This is a genomic window from Shewanella sp. SM71 (assembly GCF_025653905.1).
Classification (GTDB): domain Bacteria; phylum Pseudomonadota; class Gammaproteobacteria; order Enterobacterales; family Shewanellaceae; genus Shewanella; species Shewanella oncorhynchi.
The window spans coordinates 255,488-279,830 of the sequence record NZ_JAKKRW010000001.1 but is presented as its reverse complement, the minus strand read 5'-3'; the positions used below and the strand labels follow the sequence as shown (position 1 = coordinate 279,830).

At 45.6% G+C, this 24,343-nt stretch carries 24 protein-coding genes and 1 other RNA gene; 4 read left to right on the top strand and 21 right to left on the bottom strand.

Translation table 11 applies throughout. The features are described from left to right. Nucleotides 1-22: 22 nt before the first annotated feature. The gene (aceB, locus tag L5L97_RS01300) at nucleotides 23-1,672 is read right to left on the bottom strand and encodes a malate synthase A (protein ID WP_263180882.1); all 1,650 of its coding nucleotides are present in this window, start codon (nucleotides 1,670-1,672) and stop codon (nucleotides 23-25) included. An 860-nt stretch (nucleotides 1,673-2,532) separates the two neighbouring features. Between aceB and L5L97_RS01295 the strand changes: the two genes are divergently transcribed. Next, a complete protein-coding gene (locus L5L97_RS01295; RefSeq protein WP_263180881.1) occupies nucleotides 2,533-4,974 on the top strand; it encodes a TonB-dependent receptor in 2,442 nt (813 codons plus the stop codon). Nucleotides 4,975-5,066: 92 nt separating this feature from the next. Here L5L97_RS01295 and L5L97_RS01290 read toward each other — a convergent pair whose 3' ends face one another. The 4 genes from L5L97_RS01290 to L5L97_RS01275 form a co-directional block, all read right to left on the bottom strand. Continuing rightward, a complete protein-coding gene (locus L5L97_RS01290) occupies nucleotides 5,067-6,836 on the bottom strand; it encodes a monovalent cation:proton antiporter-2 (CPA2) family protein (protein ID WP_173246041.1) in 1,770 nt (589 codons plus the stop codon). Between the two features lie 331 nt (nucleotides 6,837-7,167). Continuing rightward, nucleotides 7,168-8,901 carry a GGDEF domain-containing protein gene (locus tag L5L97_RS01285; protein WP_263181010.1) on the bottom strand — a complete coding sequence of 578 codons (1,734 nt, stop codon included), beginning with the start codon at nucleotides 8,899-8,901 and terminating at the stop codon, nucleotides 7,168-7,170. A gap of 63 nt (nucleotides 8,902-8,964) precedes the next feature. Then, a complete protein-coding gene (locus L5L97_RS01280; protein WP_263180879.1) occupies nucleotides 8,965-9,177 on the bottom strand; it encodes a hypothetical protein in 213 nt (70 codons plus the stop codon). A gap of 58 nt (nucleotides 9,178-9,235) precedes the next feature. Next, nucleotides 9,236-10,027 (bottom strand): SAM-dependent methyltransferase, encoded by a 792-nt coding sequence (locus tag L5L97_RS01275; RefSeq protein WP_263180878.1) that lies wholly within the window; start codon nucleotides 10,025-10,027, stop codon nucleotides 9,236-9,238. 429 nt (nucleotides 10,028-10,456) lie between these two features. Here L5L97_RS01275 and L5L97_RS01270 point away from each other — a divergent pair, with 429 nt between their 5' ends. Beyond that, nucleotides 10,457-10,948 (top strand): outer membrane protein assembly factor BamE, encoded by a 492-nt coding sequence (locus tag L5L97_RS01270; RefSeq protein WP_028760727.1) that lies wholly within the window; start codon nucleotides 10,457-10,459, stop codon nucleotides 10,946-10,948. A gap of 89 nt (nucleotides 10,949-11,037) precedes the next feature. On the opposite strand, the gene L5L97_RS01265 is transcribed toward L5L97_RS01270, so the two are convergent. Both L5L97_RS01265 and L5L97_RS01260 read right to left on the bottom strand, forming a co-directional pair. Continuing rightward, nucleotides 11,038-11,370: an RnfH family protein gene (locus tag L5L97_RS01265; RefSeq protein WP_006080834.1), complete on the bottom strand. Its 333-nt coding sequence runs from the start codon at nucleotides 11,368-11,370 to the stop codon at nucleotides 11,038-11,040. Next, complete coding sequence (locus L5L97_RS01260; protein WP_028760728.1) at nucleotides 11,360-11,797, bottom strand: type II toxin-antitoxin system RatA family toxin; 438 nt, start codon at nucleotides 11,795-11,797, stop codon at nucleotides 11,360-11,362. The genes L5L97_RS01265 and L5L97_RS01260 overlap by 11 nt, the downstream gene beginning before the upstream one ends. 278 nt (nucleotides 11,798-12,075) lie before the next feature. Here L5L97_RS01260 and smpB point away from each other — a divergent pair, with 278 nt between their 5' ends. Both smpB and ssrA read left to right on the top strand, forming a co-directional pair. Then, nucleotides 12,076-12,567 (top strand): SsrA-binding protein SmpB, encoded by a 492-nt coding sequence (gene smpB, locus L5L97_RS01255; RefSeq protein WP_006080832.1) that lies wholly within the window; start codon nucleotides 12,076-12,078, stop codon nucleotides 12,565-12,567. Between the two features lie 71 nt (nucleotides 12,568-12,638). Then, nucleotides 12,639-12,994, top strand: a transfer-messenger RNA (tmRNA) gene (ssrA, locus tag L5L97_RS01250). Between the two features lie 640 nt (nucleotides 12,995-13,634). Here ssrA and L5L97_RS01245 read toward each other — a convergent pair. Genes L5L97_RS01245 through L5L97_RS01185 form a run of 14 tightly spaced genes read right to left on the bottom strand, consistent with a single transcriptional unit; the run spans nucleotide 13,635 to nucleotide 24,342 of the window. Further along, nucleotides 13,635-13,832 carry a hypothetical protein gene (locus tag L5L97_RS01245; RefSeq protein WP_263180877.1) on the bottom strand — a complete coding sequence of 66 codons (198 nt, stop codon included), beginning with the start codon at nucleotides 13,830-13,832 and terminating at the stop codon, nucleotides 13,635-13,637. Nucleotides 13,833-13,844: 12 nt separating this feature from the next. Continuing rightward, a complete protein-coding gene (locus tag L5L97_RS01240; protein ID WP_263180876.1) occupies nucleotides 13,845-14,540 on the bottom strand; it encodes a hypothetical protein in 696 nt (231 codons plus the stop codon). Between the two features lie 2 nt (nucleotides 14,541-14,542). Continuing rightward, the gene (locus L5L97_RS01235; RefSeq protein WP_105252766.1) at nucleotides 14,543-15,232 is read right to left on the bottom strand and encodes a hypothetical protein; all 690 of its coding nucleotides are present in this window, start codon (nucleotides 15,230-15,232) and stop codon (nucleotides 14,543-14,545) included. Next, a complete protein-coding gene (locus L5L97_RS01230) occupies nucleotides 15,232-15,759 on the bottom strand; it encodes an adenine glycosylase (protein ID WP_263180874.1) in 528 nt (175 codons plus the stop codon). The genes L5L97_RS01235 and L5L97_RS01230 overlap by 1 nt, the downstream gene beginning before the upstream one ends. Nucleotides 15,760-15,762: 3 nt before the next feature. Continuing rightward, nucleotides 15,763-18,489 carry a phage tail protein gene (locus L5L97_RS01225; protein WP_263180872.1) on the bottom strand — a complete coding sequence of 909 codons (2,727 nt, stop codon included), beginning with the start codon at nucleotides 18,487-18,489 and terminating at the stop codon, nucleotides 15,763-15,765. 18 nt (nucleotides 18,490-18,507) lie between these two features. Next, complete coding sequence (locus L5L97_RS01220) at nucleotides 18,508-19,158, bottom strand: hypothetical protein (protein WP_263180870.1); 651 nt, start codon at nucleotides 19,156-19,158, stop codon at nucleotides 18,508-18,510. Next, nucleotides 19,155-20,357 carry a baseplate J/gp47 family protein gene (locus tag L5L97_RS01215; RefSeq protein WP_263180869.1) on the bottom strand — a complete coding sequence of 401 codons (1,203 nt, stop codon included), beginning with the start codon at nucleotides 20,355-20,357 and terminating at the stop codon, nucleotides 19,155-19,157. The genes L5L97_RS01220 and L5L97_RS01215 overlap by 4 nt, the downstream gene beginning before the upstream one ends. Continuing rightward, the gene (locus L5L97_RS01210; protein WP_263180868.1) at nucleotides 20,358-20,693 is read right to left on the bottom strand and encodes a DUF2590 family protein; all 336 of its coding nucleotides are present in this window, start codon (nucleotides 20,691-20,693) and stop codon (nucleotides 20,358-20,360) included. Continuing rightward, a complete protein-coding gene (locus L5L97_RS01205; protein WP_263180867.1) occupies nucleotides 20,690-22,441 on the bottom strand; it encodes a phage tail tape measure protein in 1,752 nt (583 codons plus the stop codon). The genes L5L97_RS01210 and L5L97_RS01205 overlap by 4 nt, the downstream gene beginning before the upstream one ends. Nucleotides 22,442-22,455: 14 nt before the next feature. Further along, nucleotides 22,456-22,602: a DUF6890 family protein gene (locus L5L97_RS22915; protein ID WP_411568954.1), complete on the bottom strand. Its 147-nt coding sequence runs from the start codon at nucleotides 22,600-22,602 to the stop codon at nucleotides 22,456-22,458. 41 nt (nucleotides 22,603-22,643) lie between these two features. Continuing rightward, nucleotides 22,644-22,907, bottom strand: a complete 264-nt coding sequence (locus L5L97_RS01200) for a putative phage tail assembly chaperone (protein ID WP_011790157.1) — start codon at nucleotides 22,905-22,907, stop codon at nucleotides 22,644-22,646. Continuing rightward, a complete protein-coding gene (locus L5L97_RS01195; protein WP_263180866.1) occupies nucleotides 22,904-23,170 on the bottom strand; it encodes a hypothetical protein in 267 nt (88 codons plus the stop codon). Before L5L97_RS01195 ends, L5L97_RS01200 begins: the two co-directional genes overlap by 4 nt. 3 nt (nucleotides 23,171-23,173) lie before the next feature. Beyond that, nucleotides 23,174-23,782 (bottom strand): DUF5367 domain-containing protein, encoded by a 609-nt coding sequence (locus L5L97_RS01190; protein ID WP_263180865.1) that lies wholly within the window; start codon nucleotides 23,780-23,782, stop codon nucleotides 23,174-23,176. Between the two features lie 11 nt (nucleotides 23,783-23,793). Then, a complete protein-coding gene (locus L5L97_RS01185) occupies nucleotides 23,794-24,342 on the bottom strand; it encodes a glycoside hydrolase family 108 protein (RefSeq protein ID WP_263180864.1) in 549 nt (182 codons plus the stop codon). Nucleotide 24,343 lies beyond the last annotated feature (1 nt).

The window sequence follows — 24,343 nt, the reverse complement described above, 5'->3', positions numbered from 1 at the left end:
GGTTCAAGTAAATGAGTTCATCCTAGGCTGTCAGCATTTCGTAACCGGGTAAGGTTAAGAAATCGACCAACTCGTCGGAAGTGGTAATGTCTTCGAGCAATACCGCCGCTTGGGTGAATTTGCCATGGGTGAATCTGTCGCTACCCACTTCTTTTTTCACGTTCGACAGCTCTTCAACCAACATGTCTTTAAAGAGTTGCTTGGTCACGAGTTTGCCGTTTGACAGCGACTTACCATGTTGGATCCATTGCCAAATTGATGCTCTAGAAATCTCTGCCGTAGCTGCATCTTCCATTAAGCCGTAAATAGGTACACAACCGTTGCCGCTGATCCACGCCTCTAAATACTGCAGGGCGATACGAATGTTCAGACGCATCCCTTGTTCAGTGCGCTCACCATCGCAGGTTTTAAGTAACTCACTAGCCAGAATTGGCGCGTCTACATCACGGGTAATATGTAATTGATTACAGTGATCTTGGCCTATGTATTCGTTGAAAATCCCCATAGCGGTGTCGGCAAGGCCAGGGTGCGCGACCCAAGTGCCATCGTGACCGTTACGCGCCTCAAGCTCTTTATCCTTACGCACCCGCTGCAATACGGCTTCGTTCTGAGCAGGATCTTTAGCAGGAATAAAGGCTGCCATGCCGCCCATCGCTAAGGCACCGCGTTTGTGGCAGGTCTTAATCAAGAGTCTTGAATAAGCGCTTAAGAAAGGCGTATCCATAGTGACGGCTTGGCGATCCGGTAAGACTCGGTCGCTATGACGTTTTAATGTTTTGATATAGCTGAAGATGTAATCCCAACGACCACAGTTCAGTGCGACGATATTGGAACGTAGTTCATAGAGAATTTCGTCCATTTCGAACACGGCAGGCAAAGTCTCAATCAAGCAAGTACATTTAATCGTGCCCGCTTGCAGACAAAACCTTTCCTCAACAAAAGCAAACACTTTTGCCCACCAGCGCGCTTCAATATGACTTTCTAACTTAGGAATATAAAAATATGGACCACTGCCCTTGGCCAAAAGTTGGCGATAGTTGTGGTAGAAATACAGTGCGAAATCAAACAGTGAGCCAGGAATCGCTTTGCCATTAAACTGTACGTGTTTTTCTTTAAGGTGCAGACCACGAACGCGGCAGATAAGCACTGCCGGATTTGGTCCTAATTTATAGTGCTTACCCGTGTCCGGTGCTGTGTACTCAATATCACCACGCACGGCATCACGTAGATTGATTTGACCTTCGACGACTTTTTCCCAGCTTGGTGCTAAGGAATCTTCAAAGTCGGCCATAAACACTTTGGCGTTGGCGTTGAGTGCGTTAATCACCATTTTACGTTCAACGGGACCTGTGATTTCCACGCGGCGATCAAGCAAGTCATCGGGAATACCGCGAATCTGCCATGCACCATCACGGATAGCGCGGGTTTCAGGCAGAAAGTCAGGTAATGTTCCTTTATCAATACGTGCTTGTTTATCTTTACGTTTAGCGAGTAAGGCGGGTACTTCGTCGGCAAACTCACGACAAAGGGATTCGAGTAAGGCGACAGCCCCTTCGGTAAATATGACTTCTTGGCCTGGAATGTCACGACCCACAATATTAAGCGTGGCGTTTGCTGTAGCTTTACCCAGTGTCGAATTCAATTGCTGTTCACTCAAAGTGTGTTCCGTCATCTTGATGCCCTCCCAAGAGGCTCCACTATCACAGGCTTAACGCTGACATATAAAGCAGTAGCATCCCCAATCACCGCTGCTTATAAACTCACCAAAAAACCATCAAATGTTTGTTTCGAACTAAAACTTACCGACAAACGTTTGTATTTGCAACAGTCCAAGATTGACAAAAACATGCATTAACCTAAGTAAAAACCATGCTAAAATTGGTCTGACCAAGCAATAAAACAAACAACAAATAACTGATAAATATGTAATTAAACATTTTAATCACATATGACAATTGCAGTTAAATGAAACTTGTAAGACAACTTTACCAATCAATACGCAAAGTAATTAATTACGTAATTAAATAACTAATAGTAAATTTATTATTACATCATTTTTACTCTATTAGACCTAAGTAGAAAATGCTCAATGTTTTGAACTAACCTAGAGGTAAGTCAGATAAATTCATATAAATCATAATGATAAAGACTGTTGCTATTGCCACAAATTAAAACGACCGTTTCATTTTGACGTTTACGTAAACGAAACAAGTATCATGTGCGATTCAAACTAAGTACCAGGTTGCGTTTCCCGATCAACAAGGTGGGATGTGATGGTTAACTCAAAAAATAAATCACTTTTTTATAAAAAAAATGAAACAAATTTGACATTACAGCGGGATGGAACTTAGACGCGACTTTTTATGAAGCTTTTCTCCTGCGAGAACCCATACCTTACTTCCTCAAATACATGCCTTTTCATAACACTTATTCGCAGCACTGCACATTTCAACCACGACATCTGAAACATATGTTGCCAACTTAAATGCAAATCATTACTATTCGCGACCTATTTATTTGGGGGAACCATTAATGAAATCATTTCGTTTGTCACTAACTGCACTCGCCTGCCTTTCCGTTTTATCGCAAACTGCATCCGCCGAAGCTAACTCGGTATCAGCAAATACTGAAGCCAACGTTGAGCGCATCACGGTTTATGGCAGACAAAACTCAGTGGTGAAAAATTCAGGGCTAGCGACTAAATCCGACATGTCTCTCATGGAAACCCCTGCAGCTGTAGTGATTGTTGACCAAGAACTGATCGAAACCCAAGGTACAGATAATCTGCAAGACTTGATCCGTAACATCAGTGGTGTGACTCAAGCGGGTAATAACTATGGCATTGGTGACAACATAGTCATCCGTGGTTTAGGCGCAAATTACACCTATGACGGTATGTATGGCGGTGCTGGCCTTGGTAACACTTTCAACCCCACGCGCTCTTTAACCAACGTTGAATCCGTAGAAGTATTAAAAGGCCCAGCGACTGGACTCTATGGCATGGGGAGTGCTGGCGGCGTCATCAATTTAATTGAGAAAAAACCGCAATTCGAGTCAAAAAACAAATTTACCGCCGAAGTTGGGCAATGGGATACCTACTCCCTTGCTCTGGATAGCACGGGCGGCCTGAGCGATGATGTCGCCTACCGTTTAGTGGCAAAATCCGGCCGCAGTGATGGCTATCGCGATATAGGTACAGACAGAGACGAAATCTATGGCGCCTTGAAATGGGTATTAAGTGATAGCCAAGATGCAATGCTTTCAGGTGCTTACATTAAAGATGCTATTGCCGTTGACTCTATTGGCCACCCAATTCGGATTTACAATGCAGAATCTGTCGGCGGTAAGAGCGCGGGCGAGGTCACGTGGCAAGATTTGATCAACGATCCAAGTGGTAAGGGTCTACAACTCACCGATGCACAGCGTCAGCAGTTAGCGGCCTCGTTATCTGGCGCTGACGGCTTAACCCCCTATTCGTTTGGTGATGCAGGGCTGATTTCGCCAATGGCGAAGGACAATGAAGGCGAAGAGTTAAGATTTAAACTGACCCATAATATTTACTTCAACGATAATCTTTTTCTTAATCAGCAGTTGCAGTATCGCGACTACACGTCAGGTTTCGCCCGCCAAACTGGCGCCTATAACTACGTCTATTGGAAACAAGACAAAAACCCGATCAATACCGATCCTCGCGCGCCATTAGTTGAAAACGGCGTACTTTATCCTTTTGCTGCAAGACGTCAGGAATACCGTAAAGTGGATGCCGACGAGACTTCGTGGCAGTACTTTGCCGATCTACGTTATGATTTCCAAATTGGCAATATAGACAATGAATTATTGGTCAATGCCAACTATGAAGACCGTAATATTCGCTTCCAGCAATATTCTATCTACGATGCCGATCAAATCTTTAAAAACAAAGATGGCAAAATCATTTACCAAGGTTCCTTGCCTTATATTTACGACATCCGCAATCCTAATTGGGGCACAGGTAAGTTCGAGGACTATGACCCACTCAAAACCGCTAACTATGATAAAAAAGTCAGTGCTTGGGGCGTAGGCTTACAACATGTCAGTTATCTGCCATACGGCTTTACCACACGTATTGGTGTTGCCTTTAATGAAATTAAACAAGCCTATGAGCACTTTGGTGTTGATCCACGCTATAGCACTAGCCAATCCCAAGCGACACCAGAAGCCGATACCACAGATAACGGTATGACCTATAACCTAGGGTTAACCTACATGCCGATTGAGGATTTATCATTTTTCATCAACCATTCTAAAGGGCGTACCGCCTACAGTGTACTTGATGCGGTAAAAGATAATGCTACCGACCGAGATGATTCAGAATCAATTAGCAATGATCTAGGTATGCGCTTTAAAGCATTTGAGGATCAATTGCTTGGCTCACTGGTATTCTTTAAAAGCTCGCGTACTAATGTCGCCTATAACAACCCTGATTATACCAATGGCATATTAACCCCTAATATTCCCGTGTATTTTTACGATGGTAGCGAAGATACTCAGGGGGTCGAACTCGATCTCAATGCCCACCTGAATGATCAATGGCGCGTTAACCTTAATGGCATGTACCAAGATGCAAGGGATAAACAAAATCCAAATACTTTAACCTACAATAGCCGACAAAAAGGCGTACCTTATGTCACTGCCAGTGCTTGGGTTACCTATGGCGCCGATTGGTTTAGCTTATCAAGCCCACTCGAATTAAGCCTTGGTGCTAAATTTGTCGATGATCGCAGCACGCACTCAAGCTCATTTGGTATTCCAGACGGTTACGTGCCTAGTTATACCGTCGTTGACTCGGCGGTGAGCTACAACGCGGATTCTTGGAAAATCCAGTTAAACATCAATAACCTTTTCAATAAAGACTATTACAGTAAAGCCATGTTCCTCGGTGGTATGCCGGGTGAAGAACGCAACGTCAAACTGCAATACAGCTATAGCTTTTAATACCTAAACATCAGCGTTAAATTTGATGTTGTAAACCAATAAAAAAGAGAGCATTTATGCTCTCTTTTTATATCCAAATCAGAGTGACAACATTAGCTCACATTCTCCCTATCGCCACGCATGAGGGATTCCAACTCTGCCTTACCCTTATTCGATAGATTGATTAACGTCGCTAAATCATTTTGATGAGCCGCACTCGCAATCACCAGTTTCTTATCATGTTCAGCAAAAATTTTTACCCGCTCGTTGGCTTGTACCTGCGATAAACCTAGACCTTGGAGAATCTTCTCACTGGCCGATAGCGCCGAACCAAAGGTCTCACGAAACACATCCGTCACCCCAAGGCTCATCAAACGATAAGCATGGTTACGGTCCCTCGCCCGCGCGACAATGTTGATATGGGGAAAATGCGTTTTCACTTGCAGAGCAATTTCAATGGAATCCTCAACACTGTCCACGGCAAGCAATAGTAATCTAGACCGAGCAATCCCCGCCGACATCAACATGTCTAAGCGTCTGGCATCACCAAAATACACTTCACCACCGTATTTACGAATAACATCCACATGACTCGCATCCTTATCCAAGGCGACAAAAGGGATACCTGATGAGGCCAAAATACGCCCCGTGATCTGGCCTACTCGACCAAATCCAGCAATCACCACTTCAGATTCGGTGACATTAATCGTATCTGGCAGACGAGTATCCACCACTTTGGCTTTAGTTGCTCGGAACAAAGTAAACAATAGAGGTGTTACTGCCATAGACAAACCAATAGCAAGCACAAGGACTTGCGCAATTTTATCGCCGACAATACCAGATAGCTGCGCCTGAGATAACAGCACAAAGGCAAATTCGCCCCCTTCAGCAAGGATCAAACCTAGTGCAATACTAGGCCGCCATTTGTGGTGCCGAATGCGACCCAACACCATAAGCACAAAGGTTTTAATCAGCAACATAGCCATTAAAATGCCCAGAATAAGTAACGGATCAGATATCAATAATTTCAAATCCATACTCATACCGACAGCCATGAAAAACAGCCCAAGCAATAAGCCTTTAAAAGGTTCTATATCAGTTTCGAGCTGGTGCCGATAACTTGAGTTAGCGAGCATAATACCCGCCAAAAATGCCCCCATACCCGCGGAAAGTCCCAACCACTCCATTAACTCAGCGCTACCCATGACCAACAATAATGCAAAAGCGGTGAGCACTTCACGCACCCCACTGCTTGCCACTAGTTTAAGGAATTTAGGCAGTAAATATTTCCCCACTAACACAAAACCAACGAGCGCAAGACACGTCCAGTACCAAGGCACCGCATGATGTTCAATCTGAGCAGAATTGGGCGCCAAATATGCTGTCAGCAGCAACATAGGGATAACCGCAAGATCTTGCATTAACAAGACCCCAAAAGCATCACGTCCAAGTGGGGTTGTGAGCAACCTATGCTCACTCATTAACTGCACGGCAAAGGCTGTCGATGATAAAGATAGCGCGGCACCAACCACTAAAGCCGCCTCAATAGACAAGCCAAAGCCCCAAGCCAAACCTCCAATCGCAGCCCATGACAACAACAGCTGACCACTGCCTAAACCAAAGATAGCACTGCGAAGTTCCCATAATTTACTTGGATTCAATTCGAGTCCAAGTACAAACAGCATAAGTACCACACCTAACTCGGCAAAATGCAACACGGCTGCAGGATCAGAAACCAACGCCATACCACCTGGGCCTAAAATAATCCCTGCGGCCAAATAGGAAAGAATAGGGCCAGCACCAAAACGTTTACCCAAGGGAACAAAAATAACCGCCGCCAATAAAAATAGCAGCACCGACGTGAGTAAACTCGACTGTTCCATGAAGGCTCCAACGGAAAAAGGAATGCGCATTGTTCTATGTAAGGACCCAGCAATAGCTAGGCAATTATCAGCTATGATATCCCATTTATTTATTAACAAGGTCAAGGCAATTCATTAAAAATGAGAAATTTTTGATACGAAAAACACTTAAGCGTGGGGGAAATCAACTGGAGCAACAAAGCAAAGTAAAAGAGCGCTTAGAGACACCTTAGACTGTTATTGCATTTTAGTGAGTGGCTGCAAAATAAAAAACGAGCAATAAACTAAGGAAGGATAAAACCAGTAAGGGCCTAGCAACTCTGAATGAGACTAAATGCTCACTCGACTTACATTACACAGAGGGCGATGCAATATGACGCCGTAAATCAGTTGCCTGCTTGTCACATTTTAATATGTCAGAATAGCGTACTACGGTGTTGCGGCCATTGGCCTTAGCGGTATAGAGCGCCATGTCGGCTCGGTGAAATAATGGATCCAAACTCAGATCATCAGCCATTAAACCGCTCACGCCAAAACTCGCCGTTATGACGAACTTATGCCCTGAATGTTGGGTATCAATGGCCTCGATACGGGCTCGGCACTGCTCCGCCACTTCCATGCCTTTATCTTCATCGGCATAAGGTAATAAAATCGCAAACTCCTCACCGCCGATACGAGCAAAAACATCACCATTTCGGATATGGGATTTAAGGGAGTCAACCACCTTTTTAAGCGCCCAATCGCCAGTTCCATGACCAAAAGAATCGTTGATGCGTTTGAAGAAATCTAAATCGAATAAAATGACACAGAAATCCCCGCTACGCGCCGTGGCTTGCACAAAAAGGTTTTCTCCCAACTCTTGCCCTGCACCACGATTCAATATGCCTGTTAAGGCATCCATTCTCGCCATACGCATAAACTTACGTTTCTGCATCTGACCTACGACTAACAAAATCCCAAGGAAGAACAGCCCACCCACTAGAATAGTGATAAACATCAGCATATTGGTGTATTCCCGCTCTTTTACCATTTGCTGAGCGATGTAAAGTTCACGCTCTTTATTGAGTAAATTGATTTCACGCGACTGTTCATCAGCATTAAACTTAGCCGCCTGATAAGCGAGGGTTTTCATTCTAGATTGGTCAAAAATCAATTGATTATAATATTGTTCTTTTCTTGTGTATTCATAGGCTTGCTCAAATTGTTTATCCGCCGCCATCAGTTCGGCAAATACCTTATATGCAATATGCTTATGTTCGATGTAGCTATTATCATCGAGAAATGAAAGCACTTTAACGGCGTGACTTTTCGCTTGAACCTGCTCATCCATGGCAAAGTAATTCTCGGCAAGTAGTGCATGTACATGGCTAATTTCTAAATGAAATTGAAAAGCTTCATACCCTTTTAAAGCTAATAGCAGAATCGCTCTCGCGCCTAAAAAGTCGCCCCGCTCCTGCAAAACCATAGCTTTGCCTTTCATCGACATAGTCGCCAGAAGGGGGAATTGCTTCGCATCACAGTATTGACGGCTATCTTCGAAGGCATCGAAGGCGTCGGGATTTTTCACGCCGAGTAAATAAATAGCGCGCAGCAATTTGGCATGGCAAATATCGCGGACATCGGTTTCCTTTGCGAGTTGTAGCACCTTATTGGCATAAAGGCCCATATCGCTATAAGCATCCATTTCGGAATAAATATTGGCAATTCTTAAATATGAGTGCCGTTTAATCGTGACATCATCAATATTCACCACTAGGGCTAATGCTTGAGCGACTGCAGCCAAGGCTTTGTCATAGTCACGCATACCTATATATACCGTGGCTTTATAACTATAAACTGACGCCAATAAATCAGTATTTGTCACTAAGGTTTCGGCTTGGTGAAGATCATCTAACGCTTTAGTATATTCACCGATGAAAAAATAACCTATCGCTCTATCTATCCTCAGTCGTCCTTGTTGTATTGTAGTTAAACGACTGAATTCTTTCTCATATTCGGCAAGCTTTTTCTGCGCAGCACTAAGATCAGATTGCAGTAATACATCAAGCTCATTAAGTGCCTGATCAAAATCGAGAGAGTTAGCCATCAAAGCTGTCGAACACAAGGCGAAAATGGCTAATAGGGCACAACGTAACCGTTTCAAGATTAGTTAATTATTACCATGATTGACTAAAATAAATGTTTGATAATTTTGGTCGCCACTCAAAACTTTTAGTTTTGTCATATCCCCAGTCATTACAGCGCCAATTTCTTCATCAGTTAACCCATGGGCGCGCATTACGGCCTCAGGGTCCTGTTGATACGCTTCCATCAGTTGTGCATCTTGGCCTAACTGGGTAAAAAAATCGGATAATGCAGACATACCTTTCCTTATTTATATGGTGACTCCCGAATTCAGCTCAGAAGTACAGCATTCACAATTAGCCTAAATCTTCAGGTCTAATGCCTAATTTAGTTAAAATAGCATAGTTGTATTCGAGTTTTTTTGCTGGCGGGATCAGTAAGGTACTGATCGGAGATAAGTTTGCCTCGGGCAGCTTACTCAACGGCAAATACTCAATTCTAGGGGCTTGAACTGGCAGATTAGCAGCTTCGTAGATCACCACTTGATGATCTCGCGGATACCATTGATTCAGTTGTTCAACCAAAATCTGCAGCCTGTCACTCGTAGTATGAAACTGAGTTAAGGTATGTTCACCAGCAATCGCAATTTGCCATAACAATAAATGGGTTGTCGGATCGGGCACATGATTAAAAAACATAAACTGGCTAGCTTCAAAGCTTTGATGCCCAGAGCTGCCGGGGTCAATACCCAGATCAGCCCATAAACACGCCTCGGCCGAAATCCCCGGCTCCATCTTCGCTGAAAACCCTTCTGCCCTAGCCCGCGTAATCGCCATATGGGAAACACAGGCAAAGACTCCAGGATGACCATAGAGCGCACAAACGGTTTTTTTGCCAGCCTTCACGGCCTCCAATATAGAATTAACCATTTGTTCGTAGGTTTCTCGGCGATTTTTAACTTCACCATTTTGTGCATAAAACGGCTGTAAATTGATGACATTGGGATTAATGTTCTGGATCCAACGCTGCGAAAAACCATCGGGCAAGAGTGAAAACACGACATCAGCGTGCTCAATATAACTACGACTCATCACACTGATCTGTCCGGCCAGTTGTAAACCCGTACCTACGCAAACTAAAGAACCCAATGCATCTATCCCACTATTTTATTTCGAACACTGCAAACTTACGGCAAAAAAGCCACAGTACAAGAACACAATAAAAACATATCGGTAACTTTAATCTGATTTTAATGAGATTACTATGTTTATCGCCACACATACTGCCTATCGACTTGCTAACTAATTGCTTGGCTTTAAAGAAGAAATCGCTCACATTTACTCTTTTCCCAATCCAACCAACAGTAAACCTGTACGGCTCTGAAGCAGAAAATCATACTCATAGCCCCATATGACTTCAGCGAATAAATATCCTTAAAGATTGAGAACTAAAGCCAACATACTGGGTCGAAAAGTCACACAATTCGATCTATGACGGTTGCAAAGCCCGATTGCCCTTGTCATGAGGGGGAATGCTTGGGTATTATGGCCGCCAGATTTTCAGAAGTAGCGCATACAATGATCAATAAAAAGCAAAGTCTTACCCTACTGGGCGCTGTGGCGCTCTCTGTTTCACTCAGTGCCTGTAGCGTGTTCGATTGGTTGATTTATAAGCCCGATATTCCACAGGGCAACTACATGGAACCGCAACAAGTTGAAAAGTTGCGCATTGACATGACCAAAGAACAAGCCGAATACATTCTCGGCCGTCCGGTATTACGAGATAGTTTTGCTGACGATACTTGGTACTATGTGTATCACTACAAGAGTGGACGTGATGCCAGCATTACGCATAAAGAACTCATACTGCACTTTACGGGCGATAAACTTACCTCAGTGAAAGGCGATTATGAACTGAGCAAAGAATTTAGTACGCCGCTAGAACAAAGCAGCTTGCCAACAGGTAATAAAACTGAGCTAGTGCCACAAATTCCAGCACAGCGCGCCGATGAAAAGCCATTAGTTAAAGAAAATCAAGCTGAAGCGCAAGTTCAAAAACCAATTAAGTAATATCCTAAACTTTGCTTATGCTCTTCTCAGTCAATCAAATACAAAAAAGCGCCCAAGGGCGCTTTTTTATTGAGCTATGATGTCAATATTTAAGCTCGTCCACCCGTCACTTTATTCGCGCGGCCTTCATCTTTAGCTTTATCTGCTCGGCGACGACGCACATCCTTAGGATCAGCAATCAAAGGACGATAAATCTCAACCCTTTGCCCCGGTAAAATCACTTGGTCATGCTTAACCACATTACTAAACACACCGAGCTTAACCGTATCTAAATCGATCTCAGGAAAAAAGCTTACAATGTTACTTAAACGCACCACCTCAATCGCCGACGTGCCGGGATTCACATTCACCGAAATCACTTTTTGCTGTGTAGGCAAGGCATAAACCACATCAACTACAAACTTATCTGTCTCATTTGTCACTGTAAATCACCTTAGCGCGACTCGTAAATGCCGTCACCATTGATACCATAAGATCATTAAACACTTTACCAAAGGCCATATCGGCTAACGAACTTGAAAACTCAAAACTCAGCTCGAATTCTACCTTGCAGGCCTCTTCAGTCAGCTCAGTAAAACGCCACTGCCCCAATAAATGCTTAAAGGGCCCATTTTCCAATGTTAAATCAATACTCTTACCAGGAACCACTTGGTTGCGAGTCGTAAATGTCTTACGGATCCCCGCTTTACTCACATCAACAGATGCCAGCATAGTCTTGCCATCAAATTCTAAGACTTTTCCACCCACACAACCGGGTAAAAATTCCTTATACGACTCGACATCATTCACTAAGTCATACATTTGCATCGCACTAAAACGGACTAACACACTTCGAGAAATTTGCGGCATAGGACTTAGTACTCTTCACTAACGTATTCACAGCAACCTAAGCAAACTCAAACGCACGAAAATAACGCACGTGCAATAAACAACTTAGGCCAGCAATCAAAATTTGCACGGATTTTATCACGATACGTAAAAAACGCACCCCTTGTGCACTTAGGCTGATACTCAACACTCTAATCACGTTCAAAAAACCAGCAATAACACGATAGAGGCTTGAAATTAACTAAATAAACCCTTATATCAATACCAAATTGATTCACCGTGCGTATAATGGCGCCACTATGGTAAAGAAAAATTCAAGCAAAGCCGCGCCTGCGACTATCGCACGTAATAAGCGCGCAACCTTCGAATACCGTTTCGAAGAGAAAATGGAAGCCGGCCTATCCCTCATGGGATGGGAAGTTAAATCTATCCGTATGGGTAAAGTCAACTTGTCCGACTGTTACGTATTCCTGAAAAATGGCGAAGCCTTTATGCATGGCTGCACCATTATTCCCTTGAATACGGCATCGACACACGTTGTCTGCGATCCTCTACGTTTGAAAAAACTGCTACTCAGCCGTAAAGAGCTAGATAAACTAGCGGGCTTAGTTGAGCGCCAAGGCTACTCTATTATTCCTATATCAATGTACTGGCGTAAAGGTGCATGGGTAAAAGTGGAAATTGGCCTAGGTAAAGGTAAGAAAGATCACGATAAGCGCGAAGATACTAAAGCGCGTGAATGGGAAGTTGAAAAAGCCCGCGTGATGAAAAAAGAAAAAACGCACGGATAATGAACAAACGATTGAACTTGAAGCAAATGATGCTAGGTGATCATAGTGCTACGGGTTACAATCAAATTCTTGGGGGCGATTCTGGATTCGACAGGATTCACGAAACCCTGGGAGCATGCCGAGGGGCGGTTGGCCTCGTAAAAAGCCGCACAGTTATAGTTGCAAACGACGATAACTACGCTCTAGCAGCTTAGGCTAGCTAGCCATCTGACACAGGTCTCTCAAATGGGCGGTGTATACAGATGGTCATCTTACATTTGATAGCGAGGGAACTCCGTCCGGGGGTGAACCGCGAAATAGTACCGGACTCGCCCGATGAAATCCTGTCTTTCGGAGTTTATTCGGGTTAATTAAAAGAGAGACTAAGCATGTAGTGCCTTGGATGTAGGTGTTCTGGACGCGGGTTCAAGTCCCGCCGCCTCCACCAAATAAAACAAGGGCTTAGCGGAAACGCTAAGCCCTTTTTCTTTTCAGTGGCGACAAAATGGCGGCAGCGAAAACCTAGGCTTACTGTTTTATCTCCTTATCCCTCTGATAAATTCATTCTCTTAAATTATCAAAAATCATTTCAGTTTTTGATCGTCTTAAGTTGTTGATTATTCTTACTTAGATCTTTTTCAATATTTTCTCATCATTCATAAAAACCCCACGAAATCCACGTAAAACCCTATTAAATCAATACTTAGATGTTTTACACCATCACCAAACGCGCTGTATGGAACTGTAAAACAGTGAAATAAACCGCGATCATTTCAGATCTTTGATCCTTTAAAACCCCTAGGAATGGCGCTGGCTGCGCCTATGAACTGCAATAAACTAAAACTGAAAAAAAATTAACATACAAAGCGCGCAGGAGGGTGAGGAAGAGTGCGGATTTCGTGTCGTGGTTTCTCTGTTGCGCTGGTTTTCGTGGCGGAAATGGTCGGTGCTGGTGTTTGTGTGGCGATGATGTGATGACGTGGCCAACATAGTCGTCGGCATCTTTACTCGATATAGATGCGGGTGGCTTTGCTGCAGCAAACAAAAAGCCCAGCACTTTGGCTGGGCTTATGCGTGGAGCTTATGCGTTAACTTACTTTGTATGTGCCTGCGCTGCTGCCTGCTGTTACGTTAACATCGGCGTTGTCGGTGATTTCATCAATGACGGCTTTAGCAATGGCGGCGGCCATCTTGCCCACGAATGCGTGCTGGCCTTCGGTTACAAAGTCCTGTGCTTGTAGTTCGCTGATGATTTTCGCTTCTAATGATCCGCTGCTTAATGCCATTGGCCTTTCCCCTTATTTGCCTGCGCTAACTGTGGATGATCCGTCGCCATGTGGTGATCCCGTAAAGTGGCAGATATGGGCACAGGTGACAACGGGCGCACCGCCGTTTAGTTTGATGGTGTCGGCATCTTCGGTAATGTTCTTTGCTGTGATGCGCAAGTCCTTAGTGATAGTCATGGTCATTTGGCCCATGACTTCTGTTATCTGGTCTTCTAACACTTTGATGCGCTGATTAAGACATTCAATAGTGCTGTCTTTATCGGTCACGCTAAAGAAGTTGCCCGCGTCATCTATGTGCTGATAAACACCCTCGCGTGTTTGAGTGCGAGACTCACCCGCTTTGATGGCTGGAAGATCCCAGCCGAACGGCAACACACAACGGATGAATGGTTTATCTGGTCTGCCGTATGCAAAGGCGATTTCGACGATGGAACCAATAGCGGGTGGTTCGAGTCTGCCTGCTTTGTCGCCTGCTCCATTGAGTGGCAATGGTACGGCTTGCAATACTTTCGATTTGGTAGCGGTGCCGTGTTCGTCGAGCAGCTGCACGTCAACGGCATAGCGTGGGTAAAACGCATCGCTGCCGCGTTCGCCGTCTTCTGTTGGCAGCTCTGGCAAGGCGACGACTTTAGCCCAGCGCGGTAAGTGCAATTGCGCACTGAGTTCTGGGAATAATCGCAACACGATTTTTTTGATGATTTGTTCCATGTTTACCAGCTTATCGTCATGTTAGTGCCCTTAAACTCGACCTTGGCAATACGTGCGCCGTTGGCGGTGACGTTAGGGCGCAGTTTTGGCACGGCTGGAATGGTGGCGGTTTTACCTGCTTGCTGGTCTGTCATTAGGCTTTGTGGGATGGTGATGTCTTTACCTGCCCAAAACGAGTCTTGATAACTGCCTAAGTATATTTTGCCATTGCCCTGCTGTTGCCAGATAAAATCTGGCACTTTGTACGTGCGGCCAAGGTTGTCTAGCATCGCATAGCCTGAGGTATCACCATAAAAACAAGGGATGGCGGTATCTGCGTAAGGCTTATCTGGTAATACAAATTCAAGGCCCACTTGGGCTTTGATTTCGTCGCATACGTTGCGCAAGGTTGGGTGGCGCAATGTCACGCTTAAGTTGTTCGCTAATGCCGACGATAACTCCCGACAAAATACGGTATACAAGCCGTTAGCCGCTGGCATTATGCGCTCGATATAGCCGTAAAATACCCGTTCAATCATTTCACCCCAGCCCATTTCAAATGCGACAGGGGTAAAGCGTTCGGCGGATTTGTCGACGGTTAACTGACAAGTACCTGGTGATGATGCTTGCAACACTAGCCAGTAATCGCTTACTGCGACTTTCTGGCTACCGAGATAAGCTCGGGTGATAAATTTCGCGTTAGGCTCGGCCATTATGCTAACCCGTTATCGACTTTTTTGAGGAAGCCCATTAAGCCAGTGAGTTCAACTTCTGTCGCTGGCGGTGAGGTTTCATCTGCTAATACCGTGCCTTGGCCAGTGCTGCCCTGCTGCGCTGCTGCTACTTGCGGCGCGCGTTCTTCCTTTTTCTGCGGCACGCTGCGTACTTCGGCTAAGGTAAAACTCACGTTCCATTGGCGGGTGGTTTCTTGCTCCACCGCTTCAATTTTGCTGGCGAATTTGACTTGTTTAATGCCCAGTGCCGAGGCGGTTTTATTGCTAATTCGGTAAGTGGCGCGCGCGCCACCTTCCGTGGCTTCAGCCATTTTAAACAAGTTAGTTAACTGCGGTTCATCCATAAATGGGATAAAGCCCGACACGGCCAACATCTTAGCTTTAATGCCCGTTTCAGCAGCATCCGTGCTCGAACTTTGGCCGCTGGCGTCCTCAGTCGCCAGCTCTTGGCTGGCGGTGATCCGCAAAGACTTAAGGCTGATTGCAGTTGCGTTAAGAGTTAGCATGATCTAGACCTTAATATCCATGATCACGATATTGTGCGCGGTTGAGTTTATTTGACGCAATGTCACAGAACCATTAGTGTCAAGTGATACATAACATACATCTGATGTAACTAGATCAGTACTCATTGCAGGGAAGTTTCTAGACTTACTCGTTTTGGGTAATTTTAAAATTTCAGAAGCTTCCATTAAAGGAGTGCTATTTGAAAAAGAACCGCATATTTGCCACATACCATCTATAACTCGATAAGCTGCATCTGAGCTTACCCATCCATTTTTCAACCATCTTTTAGGTATTGTAGACCAATCATGTCTTATTCTAGCCATGTCAAATAATATGTGTTCAACAGCGTTTTTGGCTTTTAACTGATTTCCTAAACACGAAGGATGCATATTATCGCGTATTATTGGGTCATTCTCAGTACCCACTAATCGATAATCAGGAACTGGTTCAATTTGTGTGGTGCGAACATAAATATGACCTCTAGCAGATACGGTATACTGAGCCATAGCTCTATGGCCTGCACCGAATTCATATCTAGCGGTATCAACGCCAACATTATCCACTATAGCTTTTGGATACCATAGGCTCGGCTCAATAAATATTAGTCTTTTTTTATGAAATTCAATATATGAAATTATTGCGCTTAGAGTAGCTTCGCTATCTGCCATAGGGATATTTGCTTGTATGTCATTAGTCAGCCCTACCACAATTACATAATTACCCACATAGTTACTCAGACCATCATCTTGCATTCGTTCATATATCTCAGAAAGCTGTGTGCCTGCGACAGCTCTATTAACGATAGTGATGACGTTAGTGCCATCGGCCCCTACCATTACTTCTTTCACGTGTTTTTCAAACGCACCGTGAAAATCTGCGGCCATAGAATCACCGTATATCAGCATCTGTTCTTGCGTATTGAACCCTTTAAATGTTTTTGACTTTTGTGAAGACATACCTACAATTTCAATATTAATGTCAGAACCGCCCGATATTGCGATAAAACCAACTTCGCTAATATCGCCAATTTCTATAAACTCTTCATTTAAACGAGTTCCATTTATCGATACATAGCATGCCGAAATACTAACTCTTGTTACTGATATGACAGAGTTCTGTAATTCATAACTACTTAATTTATTTTGGAATGGATAGGACAGCTGTTCAACAGGGCTATCAACACCGTTAAAACGTCTATATTTTTGAATATTTGAAAAGTTTGTCAGCGGGTCTTTTGTTACCAAATAGTAACCACTGTTAGACTTAATGCAAACGCCTAAATCGTTTCCAGAAAAAACATCATTACGAACGTGCGCTGAAATAGTCTGACCAACTTCAATATTTGTAAAAAGCCCTGCTGTTTTACCATTGAAAGCTGATACCTTCTTACTATATCCATTATCGATGTAACTGATATCTGTAAAATTATCTGTCCCATTATCAAATTCATAAGCAAATAATTCAAACGGTGATAGATACTCTGTTACCCCATCTATATGGCTTGCTACAACTGCATTTTTAACCCCGCCCATAGCTGTGGCTTTATCATTTTTTACAGCCACAAAATCAAAATTCCTATTACGATAATGTAGATTTACATTGGTTTTAAATTCTGCTCCTCTATTTATCAGATAATCATCGTTATCTAACGAAATAGTTACATTCGCATCGGTGTAAATTTTTAAGCCATCAAAGTCGGCGGCGGTTATTCCATCAATCAAATAACGCGTATCACCACCAACTGATGGAAAAAATACTTCGCCGCACTGTGCTTTAGCTTTTCTTAGGGCGACAAGGTTATCAGCGCCATTTTTTTCTGGTCCACCGTCATAAAGTACGATTGACTTTAAGTCACTCTTTTGCTGTTTTTCTATCTTCTGGGCTATGCCGTTTGTGTTGCGTAAATCTTCCACTGTATCGGCGGCGGTTATGCGTGCCAGTTTAAACACGTAGTGGTTGCGACCGTTGACATCGATATAGTCGTCCATTTCACCGTTCGTCACTGTAAACGCGGTTTTTGGTGTCCATACGCTTTCGCTGGTGCCATCAAACCATGCGTCAACATACACAAACTGCGGATAGCTACTTAAGGTTAAAACCTGCTCTGCTTCCAGTGCTACGCGCAGGCCCGAGACATAACCCGCGCCAGCGGTCACTTTAAATGTATTGAGCGTTGAGCGTGGCACCACTTTAAAACCATCATCAATAAACCAGTCTTTGCCGTTCATGTCTGCGGCTAATTGGCGGGTCAGTTCGTCCATGCCGTTGAGGCGGGCTTCGAAGTCATATTGCCAAGTCGTTGGGTCAACGGTTATCCCTGTTAACTCCGAAATTCCACTGTACTCAATCACAAAGTTGCGGTTTAAGATGTTGCCCGCTGCACCTGGCACTGTGACTGTTTTTGACACGGTTGGCGTGTGGATAATGGCGATCAATGTTTGGTTAACTGATGAATACAGCCCTACCCAGTTGAAATCGAACGGGCCCGTTAAGCTATCAAGCACGGATGAATAGACCACGGCATTTTCATTAATCAAGCCCGTTTGCTGCACAATTTGCGTGTGCACACGTTGGCCAATTGGTGGTAATCCTTCATTGCGGTCAATCGGCGCGCTTGAGTCTTGCCCCGGCACGAAAGCAAAAATAAAGGTATCAATGTCTAACTGCTGGTTGTTTTGCGCTTTCAGTGCAAATAAACGTTCGCCTGCTAATGTGATCACTTGTGCCATGGTATGGGTTCCTTTGTCTTAGTTCTGTTTAATTTTTGCAACGTGGTAGCTAGAGTCGCAGTCCATCGTCATAAAGCGTTTTGCAGGTAACAGGTTGGTATTGACTGTTGCCACGTTAAAATTGTGTTGATGCTCAAATGTGTGCAGCGGTGCGATCAGCGGCATTTTTGAAATGGTGGTCAACTGATAGCGGCGCGTGGTGCGGCCGTATTGGCGGCAAATGTAATCAATTAGCTTTTGGCGGTTGCCAAAGTCGCTATCCAGCAACTGCAGATCAACTACATCCCAATCTGTTTGGCTGATGCGCTCATCTATGCCCACCCATGTCATGCCGAGTTTTTTAAACATATCGAGCCAACCGCTTTTACTGCCTGCGCCCTTGGCGAACGGCAAGGCGTATTTCACCCGAGTGCGGTACATGAGTTCGGTTTCACTGGGGATTTGCTCTATATCCCGCTCCCATGCCAATAAGTGCACAAATTCAAGCTCTGCGGTCATGGGGTCTAGCTGCTTAGCGGGGAATGCGAGCATATCGACAAAGCGCTGCCAAAAACGCACCGCGCCTTTGCGCAGTTTGTCTAACTCGCTGGCTGGACGTGCCAGCCAGTACGGCATTTTGGTGAGTGCTTCCCAGTCGATGTTGATGCTCGCGCTTTGTTTAGTGCTCATTGGTCGTTACCATTTTCAATGGTGAGCGTGCTTAAGCGCGGTACGTTGTTGGCGCTGGTGATATCGATTTGGTGCCAGTTGAGCGACTCGATACCCGCAAATTGGCGGTGTAACTCTTGGCCTAACTTACTAAAGCTAAAGCGGATAAAAGGTTCGGTGCGGGTGGCTGTGTAGTCGGTATTCTCGCGAAACGCGCAGCGGATAAAGTTTTCAATGTCGGCTAATAGCGTGACAACTTCGGCTTCTAATAAGTAGCTGTATGGGTAAACCGTGACGCCGACAGTGACATCAACACCTGCCATGGCGAGCACTAGCAGATCATCACCATGGCCGTGGTAGCCCTTGTCCATCACATATTGATTTAGATCGGCCAGCATGGCGGCTGATGGTTCACCCGTGTCTAATAAAATATAGGCGTTAGCTGTGCCCGGGCCTCGCGGTGCGTCGTGCTCAAAATAGACGTTATCGGTGTCCAGTCCTGCGCGTTCTGTCAGTATTGCGCGATAAACTGCGTCGATATGCCAAGGCGCGGCGGCGGTAAAGGCGTTGCGAGTGCGCAGCTTTAAGTCGTCGTTAGTTTCGCGGTCGCTGCCGAGTTCATCTAGCCATTCTGCTTCGTTGGTGACGCTGCCGATGCCAGTGACTGCCGTTGGTAAAATATGCAAATAGCCGGCGCCTAAGTTGTAGGCCGCGCCCGCGTTTTCGGCGATCACTGGCACTAATACGCTAAGGCTATTTTGCGGCAAGATCACATCTTCAACCGTTAGCACACGGTAAACCGTGCCGTTAATTGCGTCGGTTTGGATCACAGTGGCGGCGGGGATTAATAAACTTGGGCCACTGGATGCTGCGCGGTTAAAGCGTACTTTGCCTTTGGCTTTACTGTCTGTTTTGCGGGTTAAGTCGTGCTCCCATGCTTTGGCCTCGATAAAGCCATCGTCGTTAGCAGTGAGCAAAAACAGGTTGGGCAAGATCACCCCAATCAGCACTTTATTGACTATCCACGTTGCTGGCTTGGCAATAATGGCGGTGATCAAGCGCCAGAACGGCGAGTAAGGCGAGTCGTTTGCAATGATGCTGCCCTCGGCTTCAACGTCCTGCTTAAATAGCGCTTTCCAGCCTTCTTCCGTGGTCGGTATGCCTGCGGCTTCGACGATTTTGGCAAAGTCGATTGTTGGCACGTCGATTTTATCGGCCATTTAAAGTGCTCCACCTTGGGTTATTTGTGCGGTAACTGGTCCAAAGTCGATGGTGTCGGCAAATACCCACCATTGGCCGCTTGATGATTGTTCTATGCGAACCGTGCCCGGCATGATGCGCACATCGTCCTCGACCAATAACTTGAGTTTGATTTGTGTGTCGGCGGTAACTCCTGTGCCACGGTCGCTAATGAGTAAGTGCGCTAAGCCTGTGTCTAAAATGGCGTGCACTATGTCCTGCGCGATGGCGGCGCGGTCGGTTAAATAGCTGGGGTTTAAGCCCACATCTAACACCACGTCGCCGTGTTCTATGTGCAAATCGATATAGAGGCTCATGAGTGCATCTCGGCATAGGTTGCAAAGTTGGTGTCGACCTTTTGCGGGTAGATTTGAATTGCGCCGATATGAGTCGATTTGCTGTTGTTGGCGTTGGCGATTTGCTGGCTAACGCCGCCGCGCGTGAGGTTGGCTTGCACGGGTGAAATGGCGTCAACGCTGGGCATACTGCCTGCTGTGATGTTGCTGCTAATGTCGACACCTGGGATTAAATTGAGTTTGTCGATAATCCAATTGATGGTGTCGTTAAAGACGGATTTAACCCCGCCCCAAACGGTGTCGAAGATGCCGACAATGGATTGCACCCAGCCCCATTCGCCCATGGTGGCTTTGAGGTCGTCCCAGTAGTAAATCAGCGCGCCGACAGCAATCACGGCGGCGGCAATACCCGCGACAATCAGGCCGATAGGGTTGGCGTACATGGCGATATTAAGCGCCAACAATACTCCGCGCATGGTGGCTAAGCCGCTGGTAAACAGTGCACTTGCCCCTGTCCACGCCATCACGCCTAGGCCCCATGTGGTCATTGCCATTTTGCCCGCGCCCATCATCACAGTGAATAAGCCGCCAGCGGCCACGGCGGCAGCAAACGCAACACCGATATATCCAAGATGGCTGGTAATATTGGGAAACATATTGGTAAACCAGATCACCGATGTGCCCATGTCGGCAATCTTGCCAACAAAGCTATTAAACGCGGGTAAGATGGCGCTACCGATGGCAGCGCGGATCACGTACCAGCTTTGGGCGAGGCGTTCGCTTTGTGATGTCATAGCTTTCGCCATGTCTATAGCAGGATCTAATCCATTAACGCTTTTAAATCCTTGTATGGTGCTTTTAAGTCCGTCTAAGTTTTTCATCATATTGATGATCATTAGCGAGCCGTCACCTAAGCCAGCATCGTCAAGAAACTTCCTTCCTTGAATCCCTGACATGCCTTGCATCATGGGTTTTAATTTTTCAATTACATCAATCACTGGCAGTAAATTGCCTTTGCTGTCAGTGAGTTTTACGCCTAGTTTTTCTTGCGCCCCTGCTACACCTTCTAAAAAGTTTGTGTATTGGGTTACCGCATCGCCTTGCCCCATGGACTTATTAAGCGTTGCTAACACGGCAAATTGTTCTTCAAGTGCAACGCCTAGCGTTGAAGGTAATGAGTGCATGCCGTCAATCATGCCCTCTAGATCACTCATTTCTGTGCCAAGTGTCTTTTTAGCGTAAGCCGTCATGCCTGCGATTTGCGCAATAAATTTATCCTGCCCCATGGCATTGGCTTGGCCGCCATAGTTGCCATAGAGGGTTTTAAAATATTTGCTGGTAGTGTCAGCGTCTGACTTCATCGCCATAGCTAAAACGGCAGAACTTTTGGTAGCCGATGCCAGTACATGGTCTGGCATTTCGCCTAATACACCGCGCAATTTTGCGGCATGGTTAATGACATCAATGCTGGATTGACCAAACTGCAATGAAAAATCCATTGCTGTGTTAGTAATCTGTTTGAGTGCAGAGTCGGCAACGCCAACACCTTTGGCGTCACCTAATGCTTTGTCAATTTCTAACGCAGGTTGCAAGGCTTGGTATAACCCATAACCGCTGGCCGCGATGCCACCAATGCCGGAGGCCATTTGCATGGTTCCAGCTTGATAGTTGGACGCTAGACCGCTTAATCCTTGGCTGATTTTGGCAATCGGCCGAGTGATTTGGTCTATCAGTCCAATCGTGAACATTAGCGGTGCGGGTAAACTCATGCTATCCACTTCCCTTATTTGCCACTAAACGCCTTACAAATGGCGTTGGTGACAACGGCTTCTAGGTCTTCGCGCTGGCGTTTCATTAGCCAACATGCCCTTGCTAAACTCTGTTCATCGTCGCTTTCGTGCGGTAAAAAGTGGCGGCGGAAAATGAACATTTGTTCAAGCTGATTTGAGTCGATCGACTCAATCAGCTCTTCTATTTTTTTACGGTAATAGTCAGTTCAGGTGAGTATTCAGCCCGTAGTGCTGCGGCGACTTGCAATGGCGCACCAGGTGAATCTTCAAGTAACTTTTTAAACTGTTCTTTTTGGCTGTCATCAATCGTGCGCATCACAAAGTTATGTGATGCTGCTGATATCGTTCCGCGACTGATAGCATCGACATAATCACCGTGGGCTGTTGGTGTAACGTTGAACTTGAAATCTGTTCCTGCGATTGTTAACTCGATAGTGTTTTTCATGCTGCATCCTTATCTTTTCTGTTTGTTAAGAAGGTTTTTAGGTTTTCAAAGCCTTTTTCCATTTGCCGTTCCATGCGGTCGCCAAGCTCTTTTACGTCGTGCTTGGTTGCATAGGTTTCGGCAACGTGGGTTTTATGGTTGCTGAGTTCGGTGCGGGTTTTATGCGCCACGCTGTTTAGGTAGGCGATTAATGGCACCACTATGGTGAGGAATATGCCGATAAAGCCGACGATTACTAATAGCCAGTTTGTTAGCTGCTCCATGCGCTAGGCTCCTGCTTTTGTTGTGCTTGACGATGGATACAGATCGGCAGGCCTTGTCGGTACTCCGGTTGTTTGCGTTTGCCCTTGGCTGGCGAGCGTCATTAATTTTTCGCGGTTGTTGGCGTCTTTTGTTGAGCTCACCCAGTACGTGACTGCCCCTGTCACTAGCGGCAATAAGTTACCCGCCAGATAAACAATTAAGTCGCGATTTTCATTGGGGATAGGGAAGAAAAACAGCACGGCAATCAGTGCGGCCAGCATAGTCAATAAGGCGATAGTGAGCGCCGATGGCATCCAATGGTCTTTATGCACTTGGCGCGCGTTCTGGCGGTCGCTGAGTTCGGCTTTGTATTCATCTAGCGCAAGGCGTTGCAACTCTAAATGGCCTTGGCGAATTTGTTCGCGCTCTGCCATCGCCCACTCTTGCAATTTAAGCGCGGCGTTAGGGTCGCGTTGCAATGCGGCTGCTACGGCTTCCGGCGTGTTATCTGTGCCCAATGCGCCCGCAATTTGGCTGCCAATGCTGACGGCCAAACCGACAGGGCCACCCAGTAGCGGGGCGACTGCGCCAGCGATGCCGCCGACGGTGCTTGCTATATCTTTCCAGTTCATAAGATCCCCGCTTATAAATTTACGATGCGTTGTAACCAGCCAAAGCTGTACTTTTCTTGGCTTTCGTCATTGGCGGCTATATCGATACAAAAGCTAATCCTTTGGCCTCGAACAGCTTCAACGAGCACTTTTAGCCCCGCTTGTTTGCGCTGGCTTACATAGGTTTTTAAGGCCGCAATACTGCGGCTACCCATTACCCCGTCTTCGATTAAATCGGGATACAAGGTTTGGCGATTATTGAGCACGTTTAAGGCGCGTTGCAGGCTGCGGCCTGCGTTGCCTGCGCCTGAGTTAACCCCAAAATCGAACAACTGCTCGGTGAGTGCTTCGCTGATGACTTGGATATCATCCAGCTTTAACGGCGACCAATAGATGGCCTCGCAAATCATAAAGGCCAGCTCATAGGGCAAATCTTTCATCGCGCCTTTGTAGCCATACTGACGCGCGGTTTTTAGAGTGATTCCGTACATGGTTTCGCCGCCGCGATCCGTTGGGTCGTTGACGTAGCCGCCTTCACGTTCGATCAAGTCTTCAATCAAGTGGTTTTTAATTTGGCTCATG

Excerpts from the sequence above, each read along its gene's own strand:
- aceB (WP_263180882.1), bottom strand. The coding sequence starts at position 1,672 with ATGACGGAACACACTTTGAGTGAACAGCAATTGAATTCGACACTGGGT.
- L5L97_RS01295 (WP_263180881.1), top strand. The coding sequence starts at position 2,533 with ATGAAATCATTTCGTTTGTCACTAACTGCACTCGCCTGCCTTTCCGTT.
- L5L97_RS01290 (WP_173246041.1), bottom strand. The coding sequence starts at position 6,836 with ATGGAACAGTCGAGTTTACTCACGTCGGTGCTGCTATTTTTATTGGCG.
- L5L97_RS01285 (WP_263181010.1), bottom strand. The coding sequence starts at position 8,901 with ATGGCTAACTCTCTCGATTTTGATCAGGCACTTAATGAGCTTGATGTA.
- L5L97_RS01280 (WP_263180879.1), bottom strand. The coding sequence starts at position 9,177 with ATGTCTGCATTATCCGATTTTTTTACCCAGTTAGGCCAAGATGCACAA.
- L5L97_RS01270 (WP_028760727.1), top strand. The coding sequence starts at position 10,457 with ATGATCAATAAAAAGCAAAGTCTTACCCTACTGGGCGCTGTGGCGCTC.
- L5L97_RS01260 (WP_028760728.1), bottom strand. The coding sequence starts at position 11,797 with ATGCCGCAAATTTCTCGAAGTGTGTTAGTCCGTTTTAGTGCGATGCAA.
- smpB (WP_006080832.1), top strand. The coding sequence starts at position 12,076 with ATGGTAAAGAAAAATTCAAGCAAAGCCGCGCCTGCGACTATCGCACGT.
- L5L97_RS01245 (WP_263180877.1), bottom strand. The coding sequence starts at position 13,832 with ATGGCATTAAGCAGCGGATCATTAGAAGCGAAAATCATCAGCGAACTA.
- L5L97_RS01240 (WP_263180876.1), bottom strand. The coding sequence starts at position 14,540 with ATGGAACAAATCATCAAAAAAATCGTGTTGCGATTATTCCCAGAACTC.
- L5L97_RS01235 (WP_105252766.1), bottom strand. The coding sequence starts at position 15,232 with ATGGCCGAGCCTAACGCGAAATTTATCACCCGAGCTTATCTCGGTAGC.
- L5L97_RS01230 (WP_263180874.1), bottom strand. The coding sequence starts at position 15,759 with ATGCTAACTCTTAACGCAACTGCAATCAGCCTTAAGTCTTTGCGGATC.
- L5L97_RS01225 (WP_263180872.1), bottom strand. The coding sequence starts at position 18,489 with ATGGCACAAGTGATCACATTAGCAGGCGAACGTTTATTTGCACTGAAA.
- L5L97_RS01220 (WP_263180870.1), bottom strand. The coding sequence starts at position 19,158 with ATGAGCACTAAACAAAGCGCGAGCATCAACATCGACTGGGAAGCACTC.
- L5L97_RS01215 (WP_263180869.1), bottom strand. The coding sequence starts at position 20,357 with ATGGCCGATAAAATCGACGTGCCAACAATCGACTTTGCCAAAATCGTC.
- L5L97_RS01210 (WP_263180868.1), bottom strand. The coding sequence starts at position 20,693 with ATGAGCCTCTATATCGATTTGCACATAGAACACGGCGACGTGGTGTTA.
- L5L97_RS01205 (WP_263180867.1), bottom strand. The coding sequence starts at position 22,441 with ATGAGTTTACCCGCACCGCTAATGTTCACGATTGGACTGATAGACCAA.
- L5L97_RS22915 (WP_411568954.1), bottom strand. The coding sequence starts at position 22,602 with ATGTTCATTTTCCGCCGCCACTTTTTACCGCACGAAAGCGACGATGAA.
- L5L97_RS01200 (WP_011790157.1), bottom strand. The coding sequence starts at position 22,907 with ATGAAAAACACTATCGAGTTAACAATCGCAGGAACAGATTTCAAGTTC.
- L5L97_RS01195 (WP_263180866.1), bottom strand. The coding sequence starts at position 23,170 with ATGGAGCAGCTAACAAACTGGCTATTAGTAATCGTCGGCTTTATCGGC.
- L5L97_RS01190 (WP_263180865.1), bottom strand. The coding sequence starts at position 23,782 with ATGAACTGGAAAGATATAGCAAGCACCGTCGGCGGCATCGCTGGCGCA.
- L5L97_RS01185 (WP_263180864.1), bottom strand. The coding sequence starts at position 24,342 with ATGAGCCAAATTAAAAACCACTTGATTGAAGACTTGATCGAACGTGAA.